Origin of the sequence: Bernardetia aquimarina (genome assembly GCF_042180575.1) — a bacterium.
Taxonomy (GTDB): domain Bacteria; phylum Bacteroidota; class Bacteroidia; order Cytophagales; family Bernardetiaceae; genus Bernardetia.
Genome location: NZ_CP170094.1, coordinates 946,310 through 966,428 on the forward strand (window position 1 = coordinate 946,310; position 20,119 = coordinate 966,428).

General features: G+C 30.5%; 13 protein-coding genes. 9 read left to right on the plus strand and 4 right to left on the minus strand.

The features are described from left to right. Nucleotides 1-136 precede the first annotated feature (136 nt). From ACE193_RS03910 to ACE193_RS03925, 4 genes are all read right to left on the minus strand, one after another. Nucleotides 137-2,416, minus strand: coding sequence for an ATP-binding protein (locus ACE193_RS03910; protein WP_375561706.1), 2,280 nt, complete (start codon nucleotides 2,414-2,416; stop codon nucleotides 137-139). A 147-nt stretch (nucleotides 2,417-2,563) separates the two neighbouring features. Beyond that, nucleotides 2,564-3,163, minus strand: a complete 600-nt coding sequence (locus ACE193_RS03915; protein WP_375561707.1) for an ACP phosphodiesterase — start codon at nucleotides 3,161-3,163, stop codon at nucleotides 2,564-2,566. Nucleotides 3,164-3,331: 168 nt separating this feature from the next. Beyond that, on the minus strand, nucleotides 3,332-4,456 hold the full coding sequence (locus ACE193_RS03920; RefSeq protein WP_375561708.1) for a hypothetical protein: 1,125 nt from the start codon (nucleotides 4,454-4,456) through the stop codon (nucleotides 3,332-3,334). Between the two features lie 151 nt (nucleotides 4,457-4,607). Then, nucleotides 4,608-5,570, minus strand: coding sequence for a hypothetical protein (locus ACE193_RS03925; protein WP_375561709.1), 963 nt, complete (start codon nucleotides 5,568-5,570; stop codon nucleotides 4,608-4,610). 239 nt (nucleotides 5,571-5,809) lie between these two features. On the opposite strand from ACE193_RS03925, the gene proC reads away from it, so the two are divergent. From proC to ACE193_RS03970, 9 genes are all read left to right on the plus strand, one after another. Further along, nucleotides 5,810-6,610 (plus strand): pyrroline-5-carboxylate reductase, encoded by an 801-nt coding sequence (gene proC / locus ACE193_RS03930; protein ID WP_375561710.1) that lies wholly within the window; start codon nucleotides 5,810-5,812, stop codon nucleotides 6,608-6,610. Nucleotides 6,611-6,942: 332 nt separating this feature from the next. Beyond that, on the plus strand, nucleotides 6,943-7,866 hold the full coding sequence (locus tag ACE193_RS03935; protein WP_375561711.1) for a YihY/virulence factor BrkB family protein: 924 nt from the start codon (nucleotides 6,943-6,945) through the stop codon (nucleotides 7,864-7,866). Between the two features lie 76 nt (nucleotides 7,867-7,942). Then, the gene (pdxA, locus tag ACE193_RS03940; RefSeq protein ID WP_375561712.1) at nucleotides 7,943-9,115 is read left to right on the plus strand and encodes a 4-hydroxythreonine-4-phosphate dehydrogenase PdxA; all 1,173 of its coding nucleotides are present in this window, start codon (nucleotides 7,943-7,945) and stop codon (nucleotides 9,113-9,115) included. A 211-nt stretch (nucleotides 9,116-9,326) separates the two neighbouring features. Continuing rightward, nucleotides 9,327-11,360: a SpoIIE family protein phosphatase gene (locus tag ACE193_RS03945; protein WP_375561713.1), complete on the plus strand. Its 2,034-nt coding sequence runs from the start codon at nucleotides 9,327-9,329 to the stop codon at nucleotides 11,358-11,360. 219 nt (nucleotides 11,361-11,579) lie between these two features. After that, complete coding sequence (locus ACE193_RS03950; RefSeq protein ID WP_375561714.1) at nucleotides 11,580-13,427, plus strand: ABC transporter ATP-binding protein; 1,848 nt, start codon at nucleotides 11,580-11,582, stop codon at nucleotides 13,425-13,427. Nucleotides 13,428-13,639: 212 nt separating this feature from the next. After that, entirely contained in the window at nucleotides 13,640-16,984 is a 3,345-nt protein-coding gene (locus ACE193_RS03955) for an AAA domain-containing protein (protein ID WP_375561715.1), read from the plus strand. Beyond that, complete coding sequence (locus ACE193_RS03960) at nucleotides 16,984-18,372, plus strand: hypothetical protein (protein ID WP_375561716.1); 1,389 nt, start codon at nucleotides 16,984-16,986, stop codon at nucleotides 18,370-18,372. Before ACE193_RS03955 ends, ACE193_RS03960 begins: the two co-directional genes overlap by 1 nt. Further along, nucleotides 18,369-18,527, plus strand: coding sequence for a WG repeat-containing protein (locus tag ACE193_RS03965; RefSeq protein ID WP_375561717.1), 159 nt, complete (start codon nucleotides 18,369-18,371; stop codon nucleotides 18,525-18,527). The genes ACE193_RS03960 and ACE193_RS03965 overlap by 4 nt, the downstream gene beginning before the upstream one ends. Nucleotides 18,528-19,114: 587 nt before the next feature. Beyond that, nucleotides 19,115-20,107, plus strand: a complete 993-nt coding sequence (locus ACE193_RS03970; RefSeq protein WP_375561718.1) for an acyl-ACP desaturase — start codon at nucleotides 19,115-19,117, stop codon at nucleotides 20,105-20,107. The last annotated feature ends 12 nt before the right edge of the window (nucleotides 20,108-20,119 follow it).

Here is a 20,119-nt window from a genome sequence, read left to right on the forward strand (position 1 = left end):
ATTATCAATTATTTGTATTGAAAGATATACGTCTTAATTAATTTTTCTTCTTTAGTAATAACTGGTTCAATCGTCGACGCTTGAACCAGTTATTACAATAAAAAAAACTACAAAATTTATTTTTTGTAGTTTTTTTTTAGTTTACCGTTTCGATAGCAGAAACTTCTTTATCTTTATTTGAGTCAGCCTCATAATTATCATTTTTTGAAGGAAGCGTAAACCAAAATGTTGTTCCTTCTCCTTCTGTGCTTTCTACACCTATTTCTCCTCCGTTTTGCTCTACAAATTCTTTACAAATTATTAATCCTAAACCTGTTCCTTTTTCGCCTTCTGTTCCTTTTGTAGAATATTTATTGTCTAGTTTAAACAGTTTTTGAGATACTTCTTTTGGCATTCCTACACCTGTATCTGTTATTGAAATTTTGGTAAAACCTGTTTCATTTCCTTCTTCATTTTTTTGTATTTCTGCTGTTACTCGTATTATCCCTTCTCTAGGTGTAAACTTTACAGAATTCGAAACCAAATTTCTCATAATCGTAAATACTGCATTTTCATCAGCAAAAACCTGTTTTCCTTCAACCTCAATACACTGTGCATCAATTTCTTTTTCCTCTATTTGAGGCATCAGTATTTCACACATTTTATCAATGACTAATTTTAATTCTACATTTTGAGGTTCTAACGCAACAGCTTTCATTTGGATTCTTGACCACGAAAGCAAATCTTCCAAAAATTTATATAGATTATCTAGTGTTCGCTCTTGATCGGCTGCCATACTAATTATCTCTTCTTTAGGAAGTTTGTCTCCAAAAGTAGAAATAAGATGAGAATATCCTTTGAGAGAATTGAGAGGTCCTTTTAAGTCGTGAGCTACAATAGAAAAAAAACGGTCTTTTGTTTTATTAATTGCATTGAGTTCTTTCTTAGATTCCAAAAGTTGCTCATTTATATTTTGTAATTTTTGATTTTGTTTGTTTATAGAATAGCTTTGACGTTTAAGCATTTTTTGAGTGCGTTCTCCAAAACGATAACGGTTATAAATCAGAAAAGCAACGACTCCCAAAGCAATAACAGCTATCAATCCAATAATATTAAAGGCTTGCGCTCTATCTACTTCAGCTTGTTGTTGGAGTTGTTTTTCACGTTGATTAAGTTCCAAGACATCAATTTCTTGTCGGTGACGCTCTTGCTCAAACTGCATTTGAAGACTATTAATTTTACGAATAGAAACTTCATTATTTACTGAATCTTTATAAGTCAAGTATTTTCTATAATAATTCAAAGCCATTTTATCTTTCCGACTTTTTTCATATAGATTAGCAAATGAGAAATAAACTTGTTTGTACAATAAATTATTTTCTAAAGATAAGGCTGTTTTTTCAGCTCGTTTCAAAAATAATTCGGCTTTATCATAAGAACCTTCTGCACTATAAATATCTCCCAAACGAATAGAAAGTAAAATAGCTTGTTGTTGCTCTCCCAACTGTTCGGCAATTTGTAGTGCATCAAAGGCATATTTTTTGGCTAAATTATAATCAAATTTTGTAAAATATAACTCTGAAAATAAATCATAGGTAGCTAACAAACATTTTCGTTTTGATTTTCCTGTACAAAATTCTTCTGATTTTTGAAGATAAAATAAAGCAGTATCATATTCTTTTTTCGCTATAAAAACTCGTACAAGACCATGCGAGGCTGTTGCCTGTGTTTTTTTATTTTCATTTATATCTTCATTTTGGTTCTTCTTTTCTTTACTTGCCCATTTTAATAATTCTTCATAATAATATTGTGCTTCTTTATACTGCTGACTTTCAAGATACAAATTAGCAATACTTTCATAAAAATCTTCTTTTGTTAGTAGTGGATTTTTATAACTCCTCCACAATTCGAATGCTCTCAAATAACTATTCAAAGCCTCTACTTTATTTCCTGTTTCATCATATACTTTTCCTAATTGATGATATAAAAAAGGAGGAGAGGTTTCTTTATGAGTTGAAAATTCTGAAATTTGATGTTCTATGACTTGTGCTGCTTTTAAATGTTCGCCTTTGGTTTGTAACACTTTAGCATATTGATAAGAAGAAATCGCCACTAAACGAATAGGATATAATTTTTGCCCTAATTGATACCCCTTTTCAGCATACTTATATGCCATTTCATTGTCATTTTTTATTGCTCTTATGACTATTGAATTATAAAGAGAAAGTTTGACAGTATCTTCTTTTTGACGTAATTCTAAGGCACGAATAAGACTATCTAACTCTTTAACATTTTGATTATAGGAATGTGCTGTATAAGAAATAGACAGAAAAAGAAGAAAAAATAAAACTGATTTTGAATAAATATAATTTATCTTTTTGAGGAAAGTCATACAATAAATTAATCCATCTTTCAAAAAAGAAAAGTATTTTTTCATTTTACTAGAATAAAAATAATAATATGGATTAAAACGATTCATATAGAAAATAAAATAACTAAAAGTGCATAAACTTCAGTATAACAAAAATAAGCTACTTGATAAAAATTCTAAAAGTAAAAAAATAAAATTAGTTTGGTTACAAATTTATTCATTTAATTTTTCATGAACAAATTGTATAATATCTGGAAAAAACAATAAAAAATCTTTTTCAATCATTGAATAATTTTGTTTTAAAAAATGATATGATTCGTGTAAATTAGTAGCATACTTTGCCCTATGCGAAAGTCCATTAAGAGATTGTTCCATTCCATAAAATGTCGCATAATGAGTAAGCCAGTCTTGCTTTTGCATTCTTAAAAAAACCTGTTGTGCTAAAGATGGCAAAACTTCATAATTTTTCTCTAAAATCTGATAAATAAATAACGAAAAATTAGCTAAATCATCACCATCACTTTGATTTTCAAATTTATATTTATCAAAATGTATTCCTAAAAAATGGTCATAATAAATATCTGTAATTACAGGGGCATATTTTCCAAAATCAGCGTGCAAACGTTTGTTAGTCTGCAAAATAACAGGATGTTGGTCTGTAAATGTATCAATATGACGATGCAACATAATTCCTTTTGCTATTTCCTCTGGATAGTCTTTATATTTATTTCCTCGCACAAAATCACCCAAAAAATTACCTATGACTATATTTTCTATTTTATTGGATAAGAAAAAATGTGCTAAAAAATTCATATAAAAATTTTAGAAATGATAAATAATAAAGGTATTCTCTTCTAATATAAACAAAATAAATGATAATAGTTTTACTAGATAATTACAAATTCAAAAAACCTATCCGATTTTTCTTTTAAGTGAATAATTAGATAGGTTTTTCTACTTCCTAGAAAAGAAACTTACTTCTTACTTTTTACCATTTTGTTTAGATTGCTCAAAAGCAACTTCACGAAGGGCAGCCAATGATTTTGCACCCGAAGCTCCATCTATTGCCTTAATAGCCAATTCTTTTGCTTCTTTTAATGCACCTGTCAGTTGAAGGTTTAATGACTTGATTTGCTCATTTTGCTGTGTAATTTTGCCAGAAAGAGCATTGATTTGACGTTCTGCAATACGCTTTTTGCCTTCATTTTCTTTAGCCAACAAATCAGACGTTGCTTTATTATCTCTCTGAATAGCAGCTTTTGTACTTTCATAAGCACGTTTGGTTTCGCTATCCAATTTTTTAGGTAGTTCTTCAGCTTTTTCAGTTGCTTTTTCGTAACTTTCTTCTTTTTCAGCTAACAGTTTTTCACGCAATGTCCACTCTTTTTCTTGTTCTTCTTTAAGATTTTCCAATTCTTCAGCACGAGATTTAGCAAGTTGCATAGCTTCATCCTTTATTTGCTGACGAGTGAGATTCTTCTCGTACTGATAGTTCTCATCTTCTCTATCTAGTTTCATTTGCCATTCTTTTTTGCGCTCACTAAGTGTTGAGTTGTGCAAATCTTCGGCTTCTTCGTAGGCTTTTTTAGCTTCTTCTTCGGCTTCTAACTGCTCTTTTCCTGTTTGAGTGATAATTTTTTCGAAAGATTCCGATTTTTCGATGTATTCTTGAACAAGTTTTGAAAGCGTATTTTCTTCTGCTTCCTCAATCTGATGAAGTTCTAAAAGTTGCGTTTCGATTTGGTTACTCTCATCTTGCAAAACAGCTAAATTTGCAGCCTCTTTTGTCAGATTATCCGAAAGTCCACTAATTGCAACACCTACATTTCCTTTGATATGTTCAAAAGCCGTAACTACACTCTCCACAGACTCATAACCACCACCATTTAAACCATTATTTGAAACTGGTTTCGGCTCTGCCTTTGTAAATGCTTGAACTTTTGATGTAGATTTTTGAGGAGCAATATTTTTCTCCAAATTGTTTTGCAGTGTTTTGTTTTCTGCTTTTAACTTAGTTACTTCTGCTTGAAGTGATTTATTTTCTCTTACAAGGTCTTGATAAACATCAAGAATTTCCTTTTTCGTATTTTTCATTGAAACTGCCATAATAATATTTTTTTTTGAAGGTTTTGAAATGATTTAAAAGTAGAAATCGTCGGTGGGGACACCGACAATGGCGAGGTAGAGCTTTTTTTTATACTAAATGTAAAATATTTTGCCGTTGTCGGTGTCCCCACCGACGACAACAACAATAAATTTATTTAGAAGTTGGATTATCAAATGCTCTCAAAGAAAGTGATTGCACTTGCTCTAAAGCATGTTTGAGTTGAATTGTCAAATTATCAACTTCAATCTTTCCACTTTCTACATTCAATTTCAAATCTTCTATTTGTTCGGCAAAGATTTGTTCGTTGGCAGCTTCTTCTCTTTCCATTAATTCGGCAACTGCTTTTCCTTCTTTTGTAGCTTCATTAGCAGCCTTTTCTCTTGATTTTTTGACTTCCTCTTTGAGTTTTTCATCAAATTCGGCAATCAACACAAGATTTTTTTGGTGCTTCTCATCTTTTTCTGCCAAAACTTCTTCACGAGCAGTCCACGCTTTTTCTTTCTCAGCTTTTTGCTGTGCTAATTTACGATTCGTTTGTTTCTTCTGCGCTTCGAAAGCATCAGTAGAAAGTTGTGTATTTCGTTCCAAATCATATTCAAATCGCTCTTCTTCTTGCAAACGAGTTTTATTTGTGCGTTCTTCCGATTCTTTTACTTCTTTCTCAAAAAGTTCTGTTTCTTTTTTCCAAAAAGTTTCGTCTTCTTTACGAGAATTTGCCATCAACTCCATTCTTTTTTGATGTGCTTCAGTAAGCTCTGCCAACTTTGATTCGTGTTCTTGTTTCAATAAATACAAAGCATCAGCAGCTAACTTTACTTGATGTAAGTTTTTAAGCCTTTTCTTTTCAATTCCGATAGCTTCTTCAATCTGTGAACGTTTTTCAGATTCATCTTGTAGTTTTTTAGACCACTGTGTAAGCGTATCAGCAAAAGTAAGTTGAAGCGTTCCGAGTCCTTTGATAATATTATCAGGTGTGTAAGTACGAGCAGTTTGTAAAAGTGTAATTTCTTTTACTTTGGCTACTGATTCCTCTTTGGTAATCACTTCATGACGTTGATGATAGTAGTTTTTGAGAAGTGAAGCGAAGTCGTTTTTAATTTGATTCTTGTCCATAATAATTGGGAATAAATAAATAGGTAAATTTGATGAAAAATAAATTGTGAGTTGATTTTTATTAATTGAACAGGTTTTTGATTCTGTTTTATTTTAAAAATCGTTTTTTCTCTTTGTTTATACTACAAATTTAGGAGGGCAGAACGTAATCTATTTGAGGACTAAAAAAAACTTCAAAATTTCTTTTATTTTTTTTTAAAATACTTTTTATCATTCGAATAATTCAAAATAATTCAACAATGAAAATTCTAATTGTGGGTGCTGGGAATATGGGAACAACGTATGCAGAGAGCTTTTTGCTTTCTCATTCCATTACAAAAGATGATTTACTTATCTTAGAAAAAACAACTGAAAAAGCTGATTTTTTGAGAGAAAAAGGGTATTCATTCGTCATTTCTAAACCTGATAAACGAGTTTCGAAAGTTCAATTAATCATCTTGGCAGTCAAACCACAAGACACAAAAGCGTTATTCGAAACGCTTAAAGATTATATTTTGCCTTCTCAAACCGTTCTTTCTATTATGGCAGGAGTAAAAATTGAAACTTTAAAAAATAGTTTAGGAACTTCAAAAATCGTTCGTGCAATGCCAAATCTTCCTTCTCAAATTGGAATGGGAATGACTGGTTTTACGGCTGACGAATCAGTAAGTAGAGAGGAATTATTTTTTGTTCAAAACCTTCTAAACACAACAGGAAAATCACTTTATTTTTCCGAAGAAGAAAAAATAGATGCTGTAACGGCTATTTCTGGAAGTGGTCCTGCATACATTTATTATTTTATGGAAGCAATGATAAAAGAAGCTCAAAAAATGGGTTTTTCGCATTCAGAAGCCGAATTATTAGTTACCCAAACCTTTATGGGAGCAGTTCATTTGGAAAATAGAAGCAATTATTCTTGTGGAGAATGGATAAAACGAGTTTCTTCAAAAGGAGGAACAACTGAAGCAGCATTAAACGTATTTTCTGAAGAAAAACTATCTGATAAAATAGGGAACGGACTAGAAGCAGCACAAAAACGAGCAAAAGAATTGGGAGAGTAAAATTTGAAACTCATAAAATCAATAACAAATTTATTTTTTCTAGGTTATGTTTTAAACTAATAATGAAGCTGTTTAAGAATGTTCATTTTTCCATAAAATTGGGTTTGCAAACCCAATTTATGGAAAAATAACACTGCCTTTGTTGGTGTTTTAGCGTAGCGACACCAACAAAAAATACGTACAAAACTCATTCTTAAACAACCTCAATGAAAGAAAAACTACCATACTACTAGACAAAAATATTATCCTTGTGTTTTTATAGGTCAGTCTCGTAGTATGGAAAACTACTTTATAATTTTTTCAACTTTATTTTTTCATCTCTACTTATTTTTATGGCTCGTAAATTTAGATTCAAAGACTTAGGAACACTACTCAAAGAAACTTTTAAAGAATGGAATGCGCTTGACCCTTTTCGTGAAAGTGCTGTCATTGCCTATTATACTATTTTTTCTCTTCCAGGTCTTTTAATTATGGTTATCAAATCTGCAGGTTTACTTTTTGGAGAAGAAGCTGTCAGAGGAGAAATTACAGGACAAATTTCTGGAATGATAGGACAGGATGCAGCCAAAGCTGTACAAGAAATGATAAAAAATGCACTTAGTACAGAAGATTCTACTTTCGCTTTAATAGTTGGTGTTGGTTCGCTTATTTTTGGTGCAACAGGTGTTTTTGTTCAGCTTCAAAAATCATTTAATAACATTTGGGAAGTAGAACCAGATACATCAAAAAATGGAATTGTAAAACTTGTTACAGACCGTGCGACTTCATTTGGTCTTATTATGGTAATTGCCTTTTTACTTTTGACTTCGCTAATTATTTCTACACTTATTTCTACACTTTCAGACTGGATGATGACTTTCCTACCTGACTTTATGATTTATGGAATGAGTGCTATTGAAATTATTGTTTCACTTATTATTATAGGAGTTTTATTTGCTTTTATGTTCAAAACTCTTCCTGATAGGGAAATTGGTTGGAAAACAGTCAGTATTGGTGGAATTGTTACAGCTATTTTATTTACTTTAGGTAAAGAGGGTTTGAGCCTTTATTTTGGAATTGCAGAGCCTGCTTCTACGTATGGCGTGGCAGGTTCGGTTGTCTTGATTTTACTTTGGGTATCTTATGCCTGTTTGATTTTATTTTTTGGTGCAGAATTTACAAAAGTTTATGCTCGTTTTTACAAACACAAAACAAAAGTTTCCAAACACGCAAAAGAAAAAGTAAAACTCATAGAAGAAAATGCTGCTTCTTTATAGATTTTTGTTCAGAAATAAATTTGTAATTTTGTAATTCTATCAAAAAAAACATTCATCAATTAGTTCAATAGTTACCTTGGAAAACGAAAACTCACAATCTTATTATCCCTTCGAATCAGATACATCAGATATACATTCTCAAAAAACCGAACGTCCAAAACGTTTCCGTCCAAGAATAGGAATTTCTATGGGTGATTTTAATGGAATTGGCATAGAAGTAATCCTAAAAACACTAACAGATAACCGAGTTTTAGAACTTTGTATTCCTGTTATTTTTGGTGCTGCACGAGTTTTTTCTCATTACAAAAGATTATTAAATATAGATTTTACATTCCAACAGCATTTTATAGATGATGAAAATCTAGCAAATTCTATTCATACTCAAAAAGTAAATATTGTAAATTGTAGTTCTGCAAAAATAGATGTAGAAGCTGGAAAAATTACAGCAGAAGCAGGGACATGTGCATTAGAGGCTTTGGAAGGAGCAACAAAAGCAATGCAAGAAGGTTGGATAGATGCCCTTGTTACTGCACCAATTAATAAAGATAATATTCAATCTGAAACTTTCAATTTCCCAGGACATACGGAATATTTGACTGAGAAATTTAGTACCGATAAAGTAAAAGATAGTTTGATGTTTTTGGTACATGAAAACTTGCGTGTGGGTGTAGTTACTGGTCATATTCCATTAAAAGACATTCCTACTGCCGTTACTGCCGAAAAAATCACACGGAAATTAGATTTAATGCTGCATTCTCTGAAACAAGATTTCGGAATTGCAAAGCCAAAAGTAGCTCTCTTGGGACTTAATCCACATGCAGGAGAAAATGGACTTTTGGGAAATGAAGAAAAAGAAATTATTTTACCTGTAATAGAAAAATTTCGTCAAAAAGAACATTTAGTTTATGGTGCTTTTCCTTCTGATGGATTCTTTGGCGCAAAAGAATACGAAAAATTTGATGGAATTTTGGCAATGTACCACGACCAAGGACTTATTCCATTCAAAACACTTGCTTTTAATGAAGGTATAAACTTTACGGCTGGTTTACCAGTTGTTAGAACATCACCAGACCATGGAACAGCATATAGTATTGCTGGGAAAAATATAGCTGATGAAAGTTCATTCAGAAATGCTTTATTTTTAGCCATAGATACAGTAAAAAGTAGAATTGATTTTGAAATTACCAATCAAGAAAAAAATCAGCACAAACAAAGACGCAAAGAAGAACGTAAAAGAAATAGAGGATAAATTTTTGTACCTTCGTTTTTTATGCTACTACTTATATTAATTCTTTGATTAAAATATGTTTTGTTTCTAAATCGTTATTTATTTTTAAGAGGTATTAATCAGAAAAAAGTTATTTTTATTTTTTATGTTGAGAAAAAATACACAAGTACATCATTTCTCTATTTTATCGTTTTTTATTTTCTTTTTAGCTTTTAAGTGCTGCTTTTTTTCTGTGTCTTTTAGTTATGCTCAATCAGAATTATATAGTACCTTAAAAGATAGTTTGAAGAAAAAAAAAGAAATACCTCAACAAGAAAACAGCAAAAAACAACAGAAGGAAGAAGAAGTAGAAACATTAATAACTAAATTAGAAAAGGCAAAACCTAAGAAAAAAATAGAGTTATTAATAGAAGTTTCAGAATTTTACAGAACACAACTACGAGATTCTGAAAAAGCCTTAGAATATGCCACCAAAGCAGTAAAACAAGCCACAGAGTTACGAGATAAAAACCTAATTGCCCAAGCCTCCATACAAGCAGGCGCATTGCACAGGAATAAAGGAGAGTCTGACTTTGCACTTACTTTGCTCCTCAGAGGTCTTAATGCAGCCGAAGAAATAGGAAATGATTCTTTACAAACTGATGCGTTGCACAAAGTAGCAGTTACGTATCTTTTGATGAGAGATTTCGAACAATCCTACCAATATGCTGTAAAAGAAGAAAAATTGTGGAGAACATCTGGTTCTGAGTATGGGTTGGCAAGCTCATTAAACCTAAAAGGTCTTAGCCTAATTTACCTCAAACGTCTGAATGAGGCTATTGAATCATTAGAACAAGGGTTAGTAATTGCTGAAAAATTAGAAAATGACGATTTGATGTACAAGATTTTTTCTAATCTAGCAGATGCACATCTCAAAAAAGGAGAATTAGGAAAAGCGACTTCTTATATTACCAAAAGTAAAGAAATTACAGAAAGAATAAATGATAATTATGGTAATATCGTCAATATGATAAAACTAGGCGAAATTTATTCTGAAAAAGGAGATTTATCCAAAGCCATCAACATAACAGAAGACGGTGTAGAGTTAGCTCAAAAATTTCGTTATGCAGCTCTTGTCAGAAATGGTTATGAGGTACTCCGAGATATTTATTTTAAAGTTGGAAATTATAAAAAAGCCTTCGAAAATCAATCGCTTGCTGTGGCTATGAATGATAGTCTTTCGAATATTAGTCGTAGGCATCAAGTTTCGAATATGCAAACCTATTATGAATCTGAAAGAAAAGATAGAGAAAATCAATTATTGAAAGAAGAAAGTAAAAACAAAAATCTAACTCTCTATCTCATTTCAGCAGTTGCATTAATAGCATTTCTGATAGTCGGGATATTTATTTATAGAACGCAAATCAAGAAAAAAACAATTACTAGATTACGCAAACAAAATGATGAAATTCGTTCTGTTTATGAGCAAATATCCAAACAAGCAACTATAATAGATGATACAAATAATACAATTACCAAAAGTATTAATTATGCTCGCAGGATTCAAGATGCTATGCAAGTAAACACAACCACTATTTTTGAAGAATTAAAGGATAATTTTATTATAGACCGTCCTAGAGATATTGTGAGTGGAGATTGTTATTGGTTCGAACAACGACAAGGAGAATTTTATGTCGCTTTAGCTGATTGTACAGGACACGGCATTCCAGGAGCTTTTATGACAATTCTTTGTAATTCTTTACTCAATGATATTTTTAATTCTCGTAGTGGTGTACGCTCTCCTGCCGAAATTCTTATTGAATTACATCGTCGTTTGATTCATCATTTACACAAACAAACAAGTAATGTACAGGATGGAATGGACATTGCAATTTGTCGTATTAATCCGACCGAAAAAACACTAACTTATTCAGGAGCAAAACAGCCTTTACTCTATGTAGATAAAGATGGAGAGTTTAATCGTTTCAAGGCTAGTTCGTTGCCTATCGGAGGACATGAAGTAAGAATAAAAAGAAAGTATGAAGATATTACCATTCATTATCAAGTTGGAGATACACTTTATATTACTTCTGATGGCTTTCAAGACCAATTTGGAGGAAAAAATGATAAAAAATTTATGAGTAAAAATTTATACCAAATGCTTACTCAAATTCATAAAATGCCTTTAGAAAAGCAAAAAATACACATCGAAAATCAGTTAGAAACTTGGCAAGCAAATAACAAACAAACTGATGATATAATGATGATTGGAATAAAACTTAACTAATATTCAATTACGAATTACGAATTAAAAATTACGGAATAAACTAGGTTCATCTCATCTTGTCGCTTTTTAAAAACACAAAAAATACTGTTGTTGGTATTTTAGCCTAGCGACAGCAAAGATATAATACAGTACGACATTTTGAGATACACCCAAATAAACTAATATCTAGGTAATTAAATATATCGTAATTCGTAATTTTTAATTCGTAATTAATTTGATATGAAAGTAATTTGGCGATTAATGGGCTTTATGCGACCTTTTCGGTCTTTTGTGCCTTTTTATATCTTGACCTCTGTTTTAGCAATTATTTTTGGGGCAATAAACTTCACTTTACTAGCTCCTCTTCTCAAAATTTTATTTTTAGACGAAACTCCTACACAAATAGCTGTAGCTGCTCCTACTTTTTCGTGGTCATTTGGTTATTTTACTGACCTTTTTAATTATAATTTCTCTAAAATTATTGTAGAAGAAGGAAAAATGGAAGCTCTTTATTTTGTCTGTAAAGTATTGGTAGTAACTGTTTTTCTATCTAATATTTTTCGTTATTTGGCTTTATATATTATCAATAAAGTTAGATTCAGAGCAACGGCACGCCTTCAAAATGCACTTTTTCAAAATGTTCTTTCTCTCAATGTGGGCTATTTTTCACAAGAACGAAAAGGAGATTTAATGTCTCGTTTTTCAAATGATGCTAGAGAAGTAGAGTCTTCTGTCTATAATGAATTTAAAGGTTTGATTCGTGCGCCTCTTACCTTCTTGGTATATTTTGGTTTATTGGTATATTGGTCTTGGAAACTGACGTTGTTTTCTTTTATTTTCTTACCTATTTCAGGTGGAATTATTGCCCTTATTTCTCGCAAACTTCGCAAAAGTAGCGACATTTCACAAACAACATTAGGAAATATTTTGTCAATGTTAGACGAGCTTTTATCAGGTGTTAAGATTGTAAGTGCCTTTAATGCTCAAAATTTTATTCTTTCAAGATTCAAAAAACTCAATGAACGTTATCGCATTTCCAAAACATCTTATGATAATAAAAGAGATATAGCTGCTCCTTTATCTGAGTTTTTAGGAATCATTACTATTGCTGTCATTTTATTGTATGGTGGAAATATGGTCTTGACAGGGCAATTAACTGCCGAAATTTTTATTGCTTATATTGCTGTTTTTTCTCAAATTATTCCTCCTATAAAAGAGGGTTCTACACTTGTTACAAACATGCAACGTGGAATTATTTCTGGAAAACGAGTTTTTGAAGTATTAGATATTCAAACCTCTATCAGCGACCTTCCCAATGCAAAAGAATTAAAACAATTTTCAGATAAAATCGAAATCAAAGACCTTCATTTTTCGTATAAAATTAGTAAAGAAGAAGAGGGAGTTATAGAGAAAAAAGTATTGGATGGAATCAATCTGACCATAAAAAAAGGCGAAATCGTAGCTTTGGTAGGGATGTCTGGAGGAGGAAAATCTACACTTGCTGATTTGGTGGCTCGTTTTTATGACCCACAGCAAGGAGATATTTTGTTAGATAATCATTCTTTGAAAGAATACAAACTTCATTCTTTGCGTTCTCAAATGGGAATTGTTACACAAGAAGCAATTTTATTTAATGATACAATTTTTAATAATATTGCCTTTGGAATAGACACAGCTACACAAAAAGACGTAGAAAAAGCTGCCCAAATTGCCAATGCTCACGAATTTATTATCAAGACAGAAGAAGGTTATCAAACAAATATAGGCGACCGAGGAAGCAAACTTTCAGGAGGACAACGCCAACGCATCAGTATTGCAAGAGCTGTTTTGAAAAACCCTGCCATTTTGATTTTAGATGAAGCAACTTCTGCCTTAGACTCTGAATCCGAACAATTAGTACAAGAAGCTCTCTATAAATTAATGGAAGGAAGAACAACATTAGTAATTGCACACCGTTTGAGTACCATCCAGCATGCTGATAAAATTATAGTGGTTAATGATGGAAAAATAATTGAAACAGGAACACATCACACTCTTATTGAAGAACAAGGCGCATATTCAAAACTTGTTGAGATGCAGATGATGTGAAAAGGTGGCTAATATTTTTATTTCAAACAATTTATTTTATGAAAATTTACAGAAAACCTCTAAAATCATCAACTACTTAAATTTTAACCCTCTCTTCTTATCTTAGTATTTTGTATTCATGTATTATGAAATTACTTTATAGATTGAAAAATTTGCTTTTTGAATTGTTTTATTTAAATTATAATCTTATTTTACAATAACAAAATTTAGAAATGATTTTAGAGAAGTATCAACTTAAACCTAAGGAAGAAGTTCAACATAGAGGTTATTCATCAACTGCTAAAATAATAGATGAAGATGGATGTGTTTATTTTGCAAAATGGATAAGGGGAATTAAAAAAGATTCTCAACAAAGCAAAATCCTCTTTGATAAATTGCGTCGTCTTAAAAAAGCAGTTCATTCTTCTCTACCAAAAATCATTGATTACAAATGGGAAGAAACACAAAGTGCATACTGCATTATATTTGAAAACAAAGAAACATATTCTTTAGAGGAGGTTGTTTTAAATTTTACACCTGATCTAACTCATTTTCTAAAAGGAATAGAACAAATAGTAAAATGTCTACAACAATTACAAACAAAAGATAGGCTTGCTCACGGAGATATTACTCCAGCAAATATATTAGTTGATGAAAATTTTGATTTTTATTTGATTGATTTTGGTATTGCTGATATTTCAGTATCGCTAAGTCAATCACAAGAATTAGAAATTTTTGCAAAAGAGTTTGCTGCACCCGAAAAATGGAACAGAAATATTCCACAGGGTTTTCCTTACCAATCTGATATTTATTCTATTGGAAAAGTTATTGAATGGTGTTTTTTGGAAAGTGAAATTAATGAATTTGAAGAAATTAAAAATCTAATAGATATATGTTGTGAGCAATTACCAGAAAAAAGGGTAAGCTATATTTCTCTTTTGGAAAAACTAGCAAAAATTACAAGTGAAATTTCTTTTAATGAAGAGAATACTGTCTATGTATTTTCAAGGAAAACATTAAAATCAGAAATAATTGATGACTTAAATAGTTCAGATTTTAAACCAAAGTTTGATATTCGTCCAAATGAAGGAAATAATGTTCTATTGGATATCGTAACAAATAGTTTTATAATTCATTGTCTGTGGATTATTTCTGAAAATAAATTGTTGATTCGGAATGACTCTCACAAAGTTGAAGAGGAAAGTAGATATGATACAATATGCAAATTTGGAATAGAATTAAATTTACCAATCGCATTTACATCAGAAGATGCGTATCAAAAACATTTTAACCTAACTCCTTTTTTTAAGAAAATTCAGAAAGAAAAACAACAGGAAATTAGTTACAAAAAAGGTAAAAAAGAAACAAACAGAGAACTAAAATTTTTCAAAAAATTAATAGAAAAAGAACTACAAGTTTTAGAAAAAAATTCACTAAGATTACGTTTTGACCACTTTGAGAAAAAAGGAGATTATGAAATTTCATTCAAAATTCAAGAAAACAGTAAATACAGTAGTGATGGCTTTATTCGCTCGCATATTGACAAAGCAGAACCACCCAATGTAGAAGAATTTGAATTTATTGTAAGTCAAACTGCTGATAAAAAACAAATGAAAGATCCTTTGAAATTTTCAGGAGTAGCTTATGACTTTGATCCAAAAACAAGAACTCTAAAATTTAAAGATTGTGATCATTTAGATTTTAATAAAATTCCTAGAAATGGATATATTTTTGAAAATATCAGTAAACAAGAACAGGAAAAGAAAAGGCAACAAAAGGCAATACGAAAAGTAGAATGTAATGATGTTCAGAATAGAGATTTAATACATTATATTTTCAATCCTACAAGTTTGAAAGGTAAGTATCTTGAGTTTAAAGAGCTAAAAAAGATTTATCAAACTGATGAAAAAGGAAAAGAACTTGAGTATAGTGATAATCAACAGAGAGCTATATTCAATGCTATTAATAGAGAACCTCTGACAATTATTCAAGGTCCACCAGGGACAGGTAAAACTACTGTAATCACCGAAATTGTTTTTCAGATTCTGAATACTAATCCTGATGCTAAAATATTAATCACTTCACAAACAAATGATGCTGTTGATAACGTATTGGATAATCTTTTAAAAAAAGATATTCCGATTGTTCGATTGAGTGGTATAAAACAACCAAAAAAAAGTTTACAAAAACATACTTTAGAAAAAAAAATTGAAGGCTGGGAACAAGAAGTTAAGAAAAAAGTCAAAAAGAATTGGAGATTATACGAACAAAACTTTAAGAAAGAAATAGAAGACGAAAATCCGATTATACAGCAAATTTTTGAAACTTTATCATCTGATAAAAAATGGGTAATAAAAAAGCGAAATATTGAAAAAGTGTTGAGTTTTTTCCAAAACTTAAAAGACTTAGAAAAATCTTTAGATTCTCAAACAGAATTTATAACATCAATCAATAGTTTTGTAAAAGTAAATTTTGAAGAATATTTTTTAAAGCAAGAAATATATAATGATTGGTTGGCTACCATAAGTTCATTAGGTGAAAATAGTAATATTAATCAAAAACTAATAGATAGTATTAGAGTAATTGGCGCAACGACAAATCATATCGCATCAAAAAAATATGCTAAATTTGGTTTTGAGTTTGATTATGTAATAATGGACGAAAGTGGAAAAGCAAACACAGCAGAAGCATTAATTCCAATAGTTTTGGCTGATAAATTAGTTCTTGTTGGCGATCATAGGCAATTACGACCTATGCTAACTTCAAATAGAGAAGTTGAAAAGTGGTTAAGACAAGAGTTTAAAAATGAAGTAGATGAATTTGATAGTTGGGACGATTATTTTAATAGACCTAGTTTATTTGAGCAAGTAATAAAAAGAATTGATGACGATTATAAAAGTCAGTTAGAAGTATGTAGAAGAAGTTCGAAAGAACAAGTTTTACTGACTTCAAAATGCTTTTATGAACCTTTTGGAGATCAAGCAATAAAGCCATTTGACAGACCACAAGAAAAAGAACATAATCTTGATTTGAAAGTAGATAGCTCTATCATTTTCTTTGACATAGGTAATTCTTACAGAAGTGAAACTGACGGAAATGGTTCATCAAAAAACAAGCAAAGTGCCGAGCTAATTCCAAAACTCCTAAAGCGTTTGGATTCTTTTGATAAAGTAAAAGACTATTCTATTGGCGTAATAACAGGTTATTCTGCTCAAGTAAAAGAAATAAAAAAAGTTTTTAGAAAGGAGATTGACTACAAAAAACTAAGAAATATTAAGGAAAATAATGTAGTAATATCTGTTGTAGATAGGTTTCAAGGTTTGGAAAAAGATATTATTATTTTTGATTTAGTAAGGAGCAATCAACATTCCTTAGGTTTTCTAGCAAATGCAAATCGTATAAATGTTGCTTTATCAAGACAAAAAAAGCTACTTATAATTATTGGAAATTTGGATAGTATTCTGAATGCTAAATCACCAAAAGGACGAGAAAACAAAAATCAAAAACCAGCTTTACAACATTATTTAAAAGAATTGAAAAAAGATTGGATAGTCAAAAACATAGAACAACTATTTTAATGGAAATACAACAAATTCATACTAAACTAAATAAGCAATGTCCAAGTAATTTCAGAATTAATGAAATTATACCTTTTGCTTATCCATACAGACGTGTAAGAATAAAAGTTATAGTAAATAAATCGCCTGAAGAGTCAATTCAACAAGTGTACTCGGTTTTTTTAAGGACAATAAAAGCAGGTTATAATAAAGAAGAACAAATAATCAGCTTTTTAGGTCTAAGTAAAGATGACTTTATTTTAAGAGAACTCTATTTTCTACGTGAAAGAGGATTTCTTGATTTTGCATCAGGTACTTGGCTAATTACAGAACAAGGCGAAGAATTTATTAAGGACAACAGTATTTTAAAAATTCTTGAAGAAGAAGAGTTTGAGTTCTTAATTGATGGTATAACAGATGAGGTATTAGTAAAGAATTTCAAAACGTATGAATATAAAGTAGAAAGCAACATAAAAAAACTGGCTTCGGAAATTAATTATTCTAATAGAGATATTAGATTATTGGATAATAGAAATGAACAACTTGCTGATATTTACAAGAGTGAAAATCAAGGAAAAGCCTATTTAGTCGATTATGATAAGTCAGATATTCAATTTGATAGTGAAGATAAAGAATTTAAAGAATTTTATTTTATAGAATACACACCAACAAAAGAAAAGGAAAATGAACTAGAGCCTTATATCGAAATTAGAAATATAGATAAGGACTTTTCAAAAGAAAAACGACTAACAAAAATTCTTAGTAGTAGATATTCAGAGTTAATTAAAAAACTATCCGATTCTGAAAGAACAAGTATTATTCAATTACAAGAAGAGGAAAATATAGAAGTTTTAAAAGAGTTTAAACCAATTCAGACAGAAAAAAAAATAACAGAAACTCAAACTCTTTCAGTTTGGGAAACACAAGAGAAGTTTGAAGAAGCAATAAAAACTGCTACATCAAAACTATTGATAGAAAGTCCTTGGATTAAACAAGCAACTTCAAACTATGTTAATAGCATTGAAAAAGCACTAAAAAGAAATGTAAAAATCATTATTTTTTACGGAATTGAAAACAATGACAACCACGACATCAGAGTAATTGAAAAATTAAGGGATTTAGAAAAAAAGTATGAAACCAATTTTTATTTAGTACACTTACCTACTCATTTTGAAAAAAAACGAAATCCCAAAATGACAGGCACTCATAGAAAGCTAGTTGTAAAAGATAATCATTATTTTATTCAAGGAAGTTTTAATTTTCTGTCCTTCAATAAAGAAAAAGGAGATAAAATTGCAAATGAAGAAAGTATATTAATCTCTAAAGATGTGCAAAGCAAATGGGAAAGCGTTTTAAAAGAATACCAGATAAATAGAAAAATAGCAGCGTTATTTTGCTGTGATTTATGACAACTTTCCATAAAAACTTTGCAACAGCAAAAGATGCAAAAGGTTGGTTTCATATTAATAAAAATGGAAATGAAATTTATTCAGAACGCTACTTAGAAATCGAACCTTTTTATAATGGATTTGCACTTGTTACTACTGTACCCTACTTTTTTTAAAACACGGAGTTCACAGAGGAACACAGAGAATGAAAATTCATTTTTTAAGAAACAAAACCTTTATAATTTAATCATTTTAATAAAAAGTAGCATTTTATAAAGTAATTTTCAGTTGTATTATCCTGTATTTCATCATAAGAATCATATAAATCACTTGCTAATCATACTCTACAAAAAAAGTAGGGTACAGTAACTTGTTACAAAACATGATAATAAAAAAATAATTATAAATGAAAATGGCATAACCAAAATAGAAATAGGATAAAATAACTTGATTCTCAAAATAGAAATAAATATCTGTATTTTGATAGCTTTTTGAAATAAAACACCAGTTATCTACCTATTGAGACTAAAATTAGGTATCTTTTTTCATAATCTAAAAGTCAGTTTTTATAATAAAAGCTATCAAAAATCACTAATTAAAGCGACTTTTGATAGTGTTTTGCTATTATTAAATTTGTATCTTGCAACCCTAAAATAAACAACACACAAATACATACAATCAAATAAATAATTTATCAATTCCATTCTATGTTAATCTTAGATAAACATAGGTTTTATAAAAAATTGATACAAAAAAATAGTCTATGAGTAATATCCTAACCCTTTCCCCTTCTCGTTTAGAAGTCATGCAGCATTTAGAAGGTTATGTAGATCAAATGACAAGCAAATTTTTACGTCCTATTGATACCAATTGGCAACCTTCAGATTTATTACCTGATGCTTCTAAATTAGACTTTTTTGATAAAGTAAAAGACCTTCAAGAGCGTGCTAGAGAACTTTCTTATGATTTTTGGATTGTCTTGATAGGTGATATGATAACTGAAGAAGCCCTCCCAACGTATGAATCATGGCTTATGGATGTAGAGGGTGTACATCAAGGCGATAAAGAAAATCCTTGGTCAAAATGGGTAAGAGGCTGGACAGCAGAAGAGAATCGTCATGGCGACTTACTCAATAAATACCTTTATTTATCAGGAAGAGTAAACATGAAACAAGTAGAAATTTCTACTCAACATTTAATTGCCGACGGTTTTGATATTGGAACAGCAACAGACCCTTATCGTAATTTTGTTTATACTTCTTTTCAAGAATTAGCCACTAATATTTCGCACAAACGAGTAGCACAACTTGCAGGAACACACGATAATTCGGATTTGGAAAAAATGTGTAGTATGGTAGCTGCTGATGAATACCGTCATGCTTATGCCTATATGTCATTTGTAGAAAAGATTTTGGAAGTTGATCCAAATGAAATGCTTTTTGCTTTTGAGGACATGATGCGTAAAAAAATAGTCATGCCAGCTCATTATTTGAGAGAAATTGGTGGAAAAGTAGGCGAAACCTTTAAGCACTTTTCGGATTGCGCCCAACGTTTGGGAGTTTATACAGCAGAAGATTATGTGGATATTATGGAAGTACTTATCAAAAAATGGAAAATTGCTGACCTAAAAGACCTCAACGAAACAGGCGAAAAAGCAAGAGATTATATTATGAAACTCCCTGCTAGACTTTTGAGAGTAGCTGAAAGAATGAAAATAGATAAAACAGCAGGATACAAATTTAAGTGGATAGACTAAAATCAAATTATT

What these genes read in the sequence shown, in the direction of transcription:
- ACE193_RS03910 (WP_375561706.1), bottom strand. Translation starts at nt 2,416, where the DNA reads ATGAAAAAATACTTTTCTTTTTTGAAAGATGGATTAATTTATTGTATG.
- ACE193_RS03915 (WP_375561707.1), bottom strand. Translation starts at nt 3,163, where the DNA reads ATGAATTTTTTAGCACATTTTTTCTTATCCAATAAAATAGAAAATATA.
- ACE193_RS03920 (WP_375561708.1), bottom strand. Translation starts at nt 4,456, where the DNA reads ATGGCAGTTTCAATGAAAAATACGAAAAAGGAAATTCTTGATGTTTAT.
- ACE193_RS03925 (WP_375561709.1), bottom strand. Translation starts at nt 5,570, where the DNA reads ATGGACAAGAATCAAATTAAAAACGACTTCGCTTCACTTCTCAAAAAC.
- proC (WP_375561710.1), top strand. Translation starts at nt 5,810, where the DNA reads ATGAAAATTCTAATTGTGGGTGCTGGGAATATGGGAACAACGTATGCA.
- ACE193_RS03935 (WP_375561711.1), top strand. Translation starts at nt 6,943, where the DNA reads ATGGCTCGTAAATTTAGATTCAAAGACTTAGGAACACTACTCAAAGAA.
- ACE193_RS03950 (WP_375561714.1), top strand. Translation starts at nt 11,580, where the DNA reads ATGAAAGTAATTTGGCGATTAATGGGCTTTATGCGACCTTTTCGGTCT.
- ACE193_RS03955 (WP_375561715.1), top strand. Translation starts at nt 13,640, where the DNA reads ATGATTTTAGAGAAGTATCAACTTAAACCTAAGGAAGAAGTTCAACAT.
- ACE193_RS03960 (WP_375561716.1), top strand. Translation starts at nt 16,984, where the DNA reads ATGGAAATACAACAAATTCATACTAAACTAAATAAGCAATGTCCAAGT.
- ACE193_RS03965 (WP_375561717.1), top strand. Translation starts at nt 18,369, where the DNA reads ATGACAACTTTCCATAAAAACTTTGCAACAGCAAAAGATGCAAAAGGT.
- ACE193_RS03970 (WP_375561718.1), top strand. Translation starts at nt 19,115, where the DNA reads ATGAGTAATATCCTAACCCTTTCCCCTTCTCGTTTAGAAGTCATGCAG.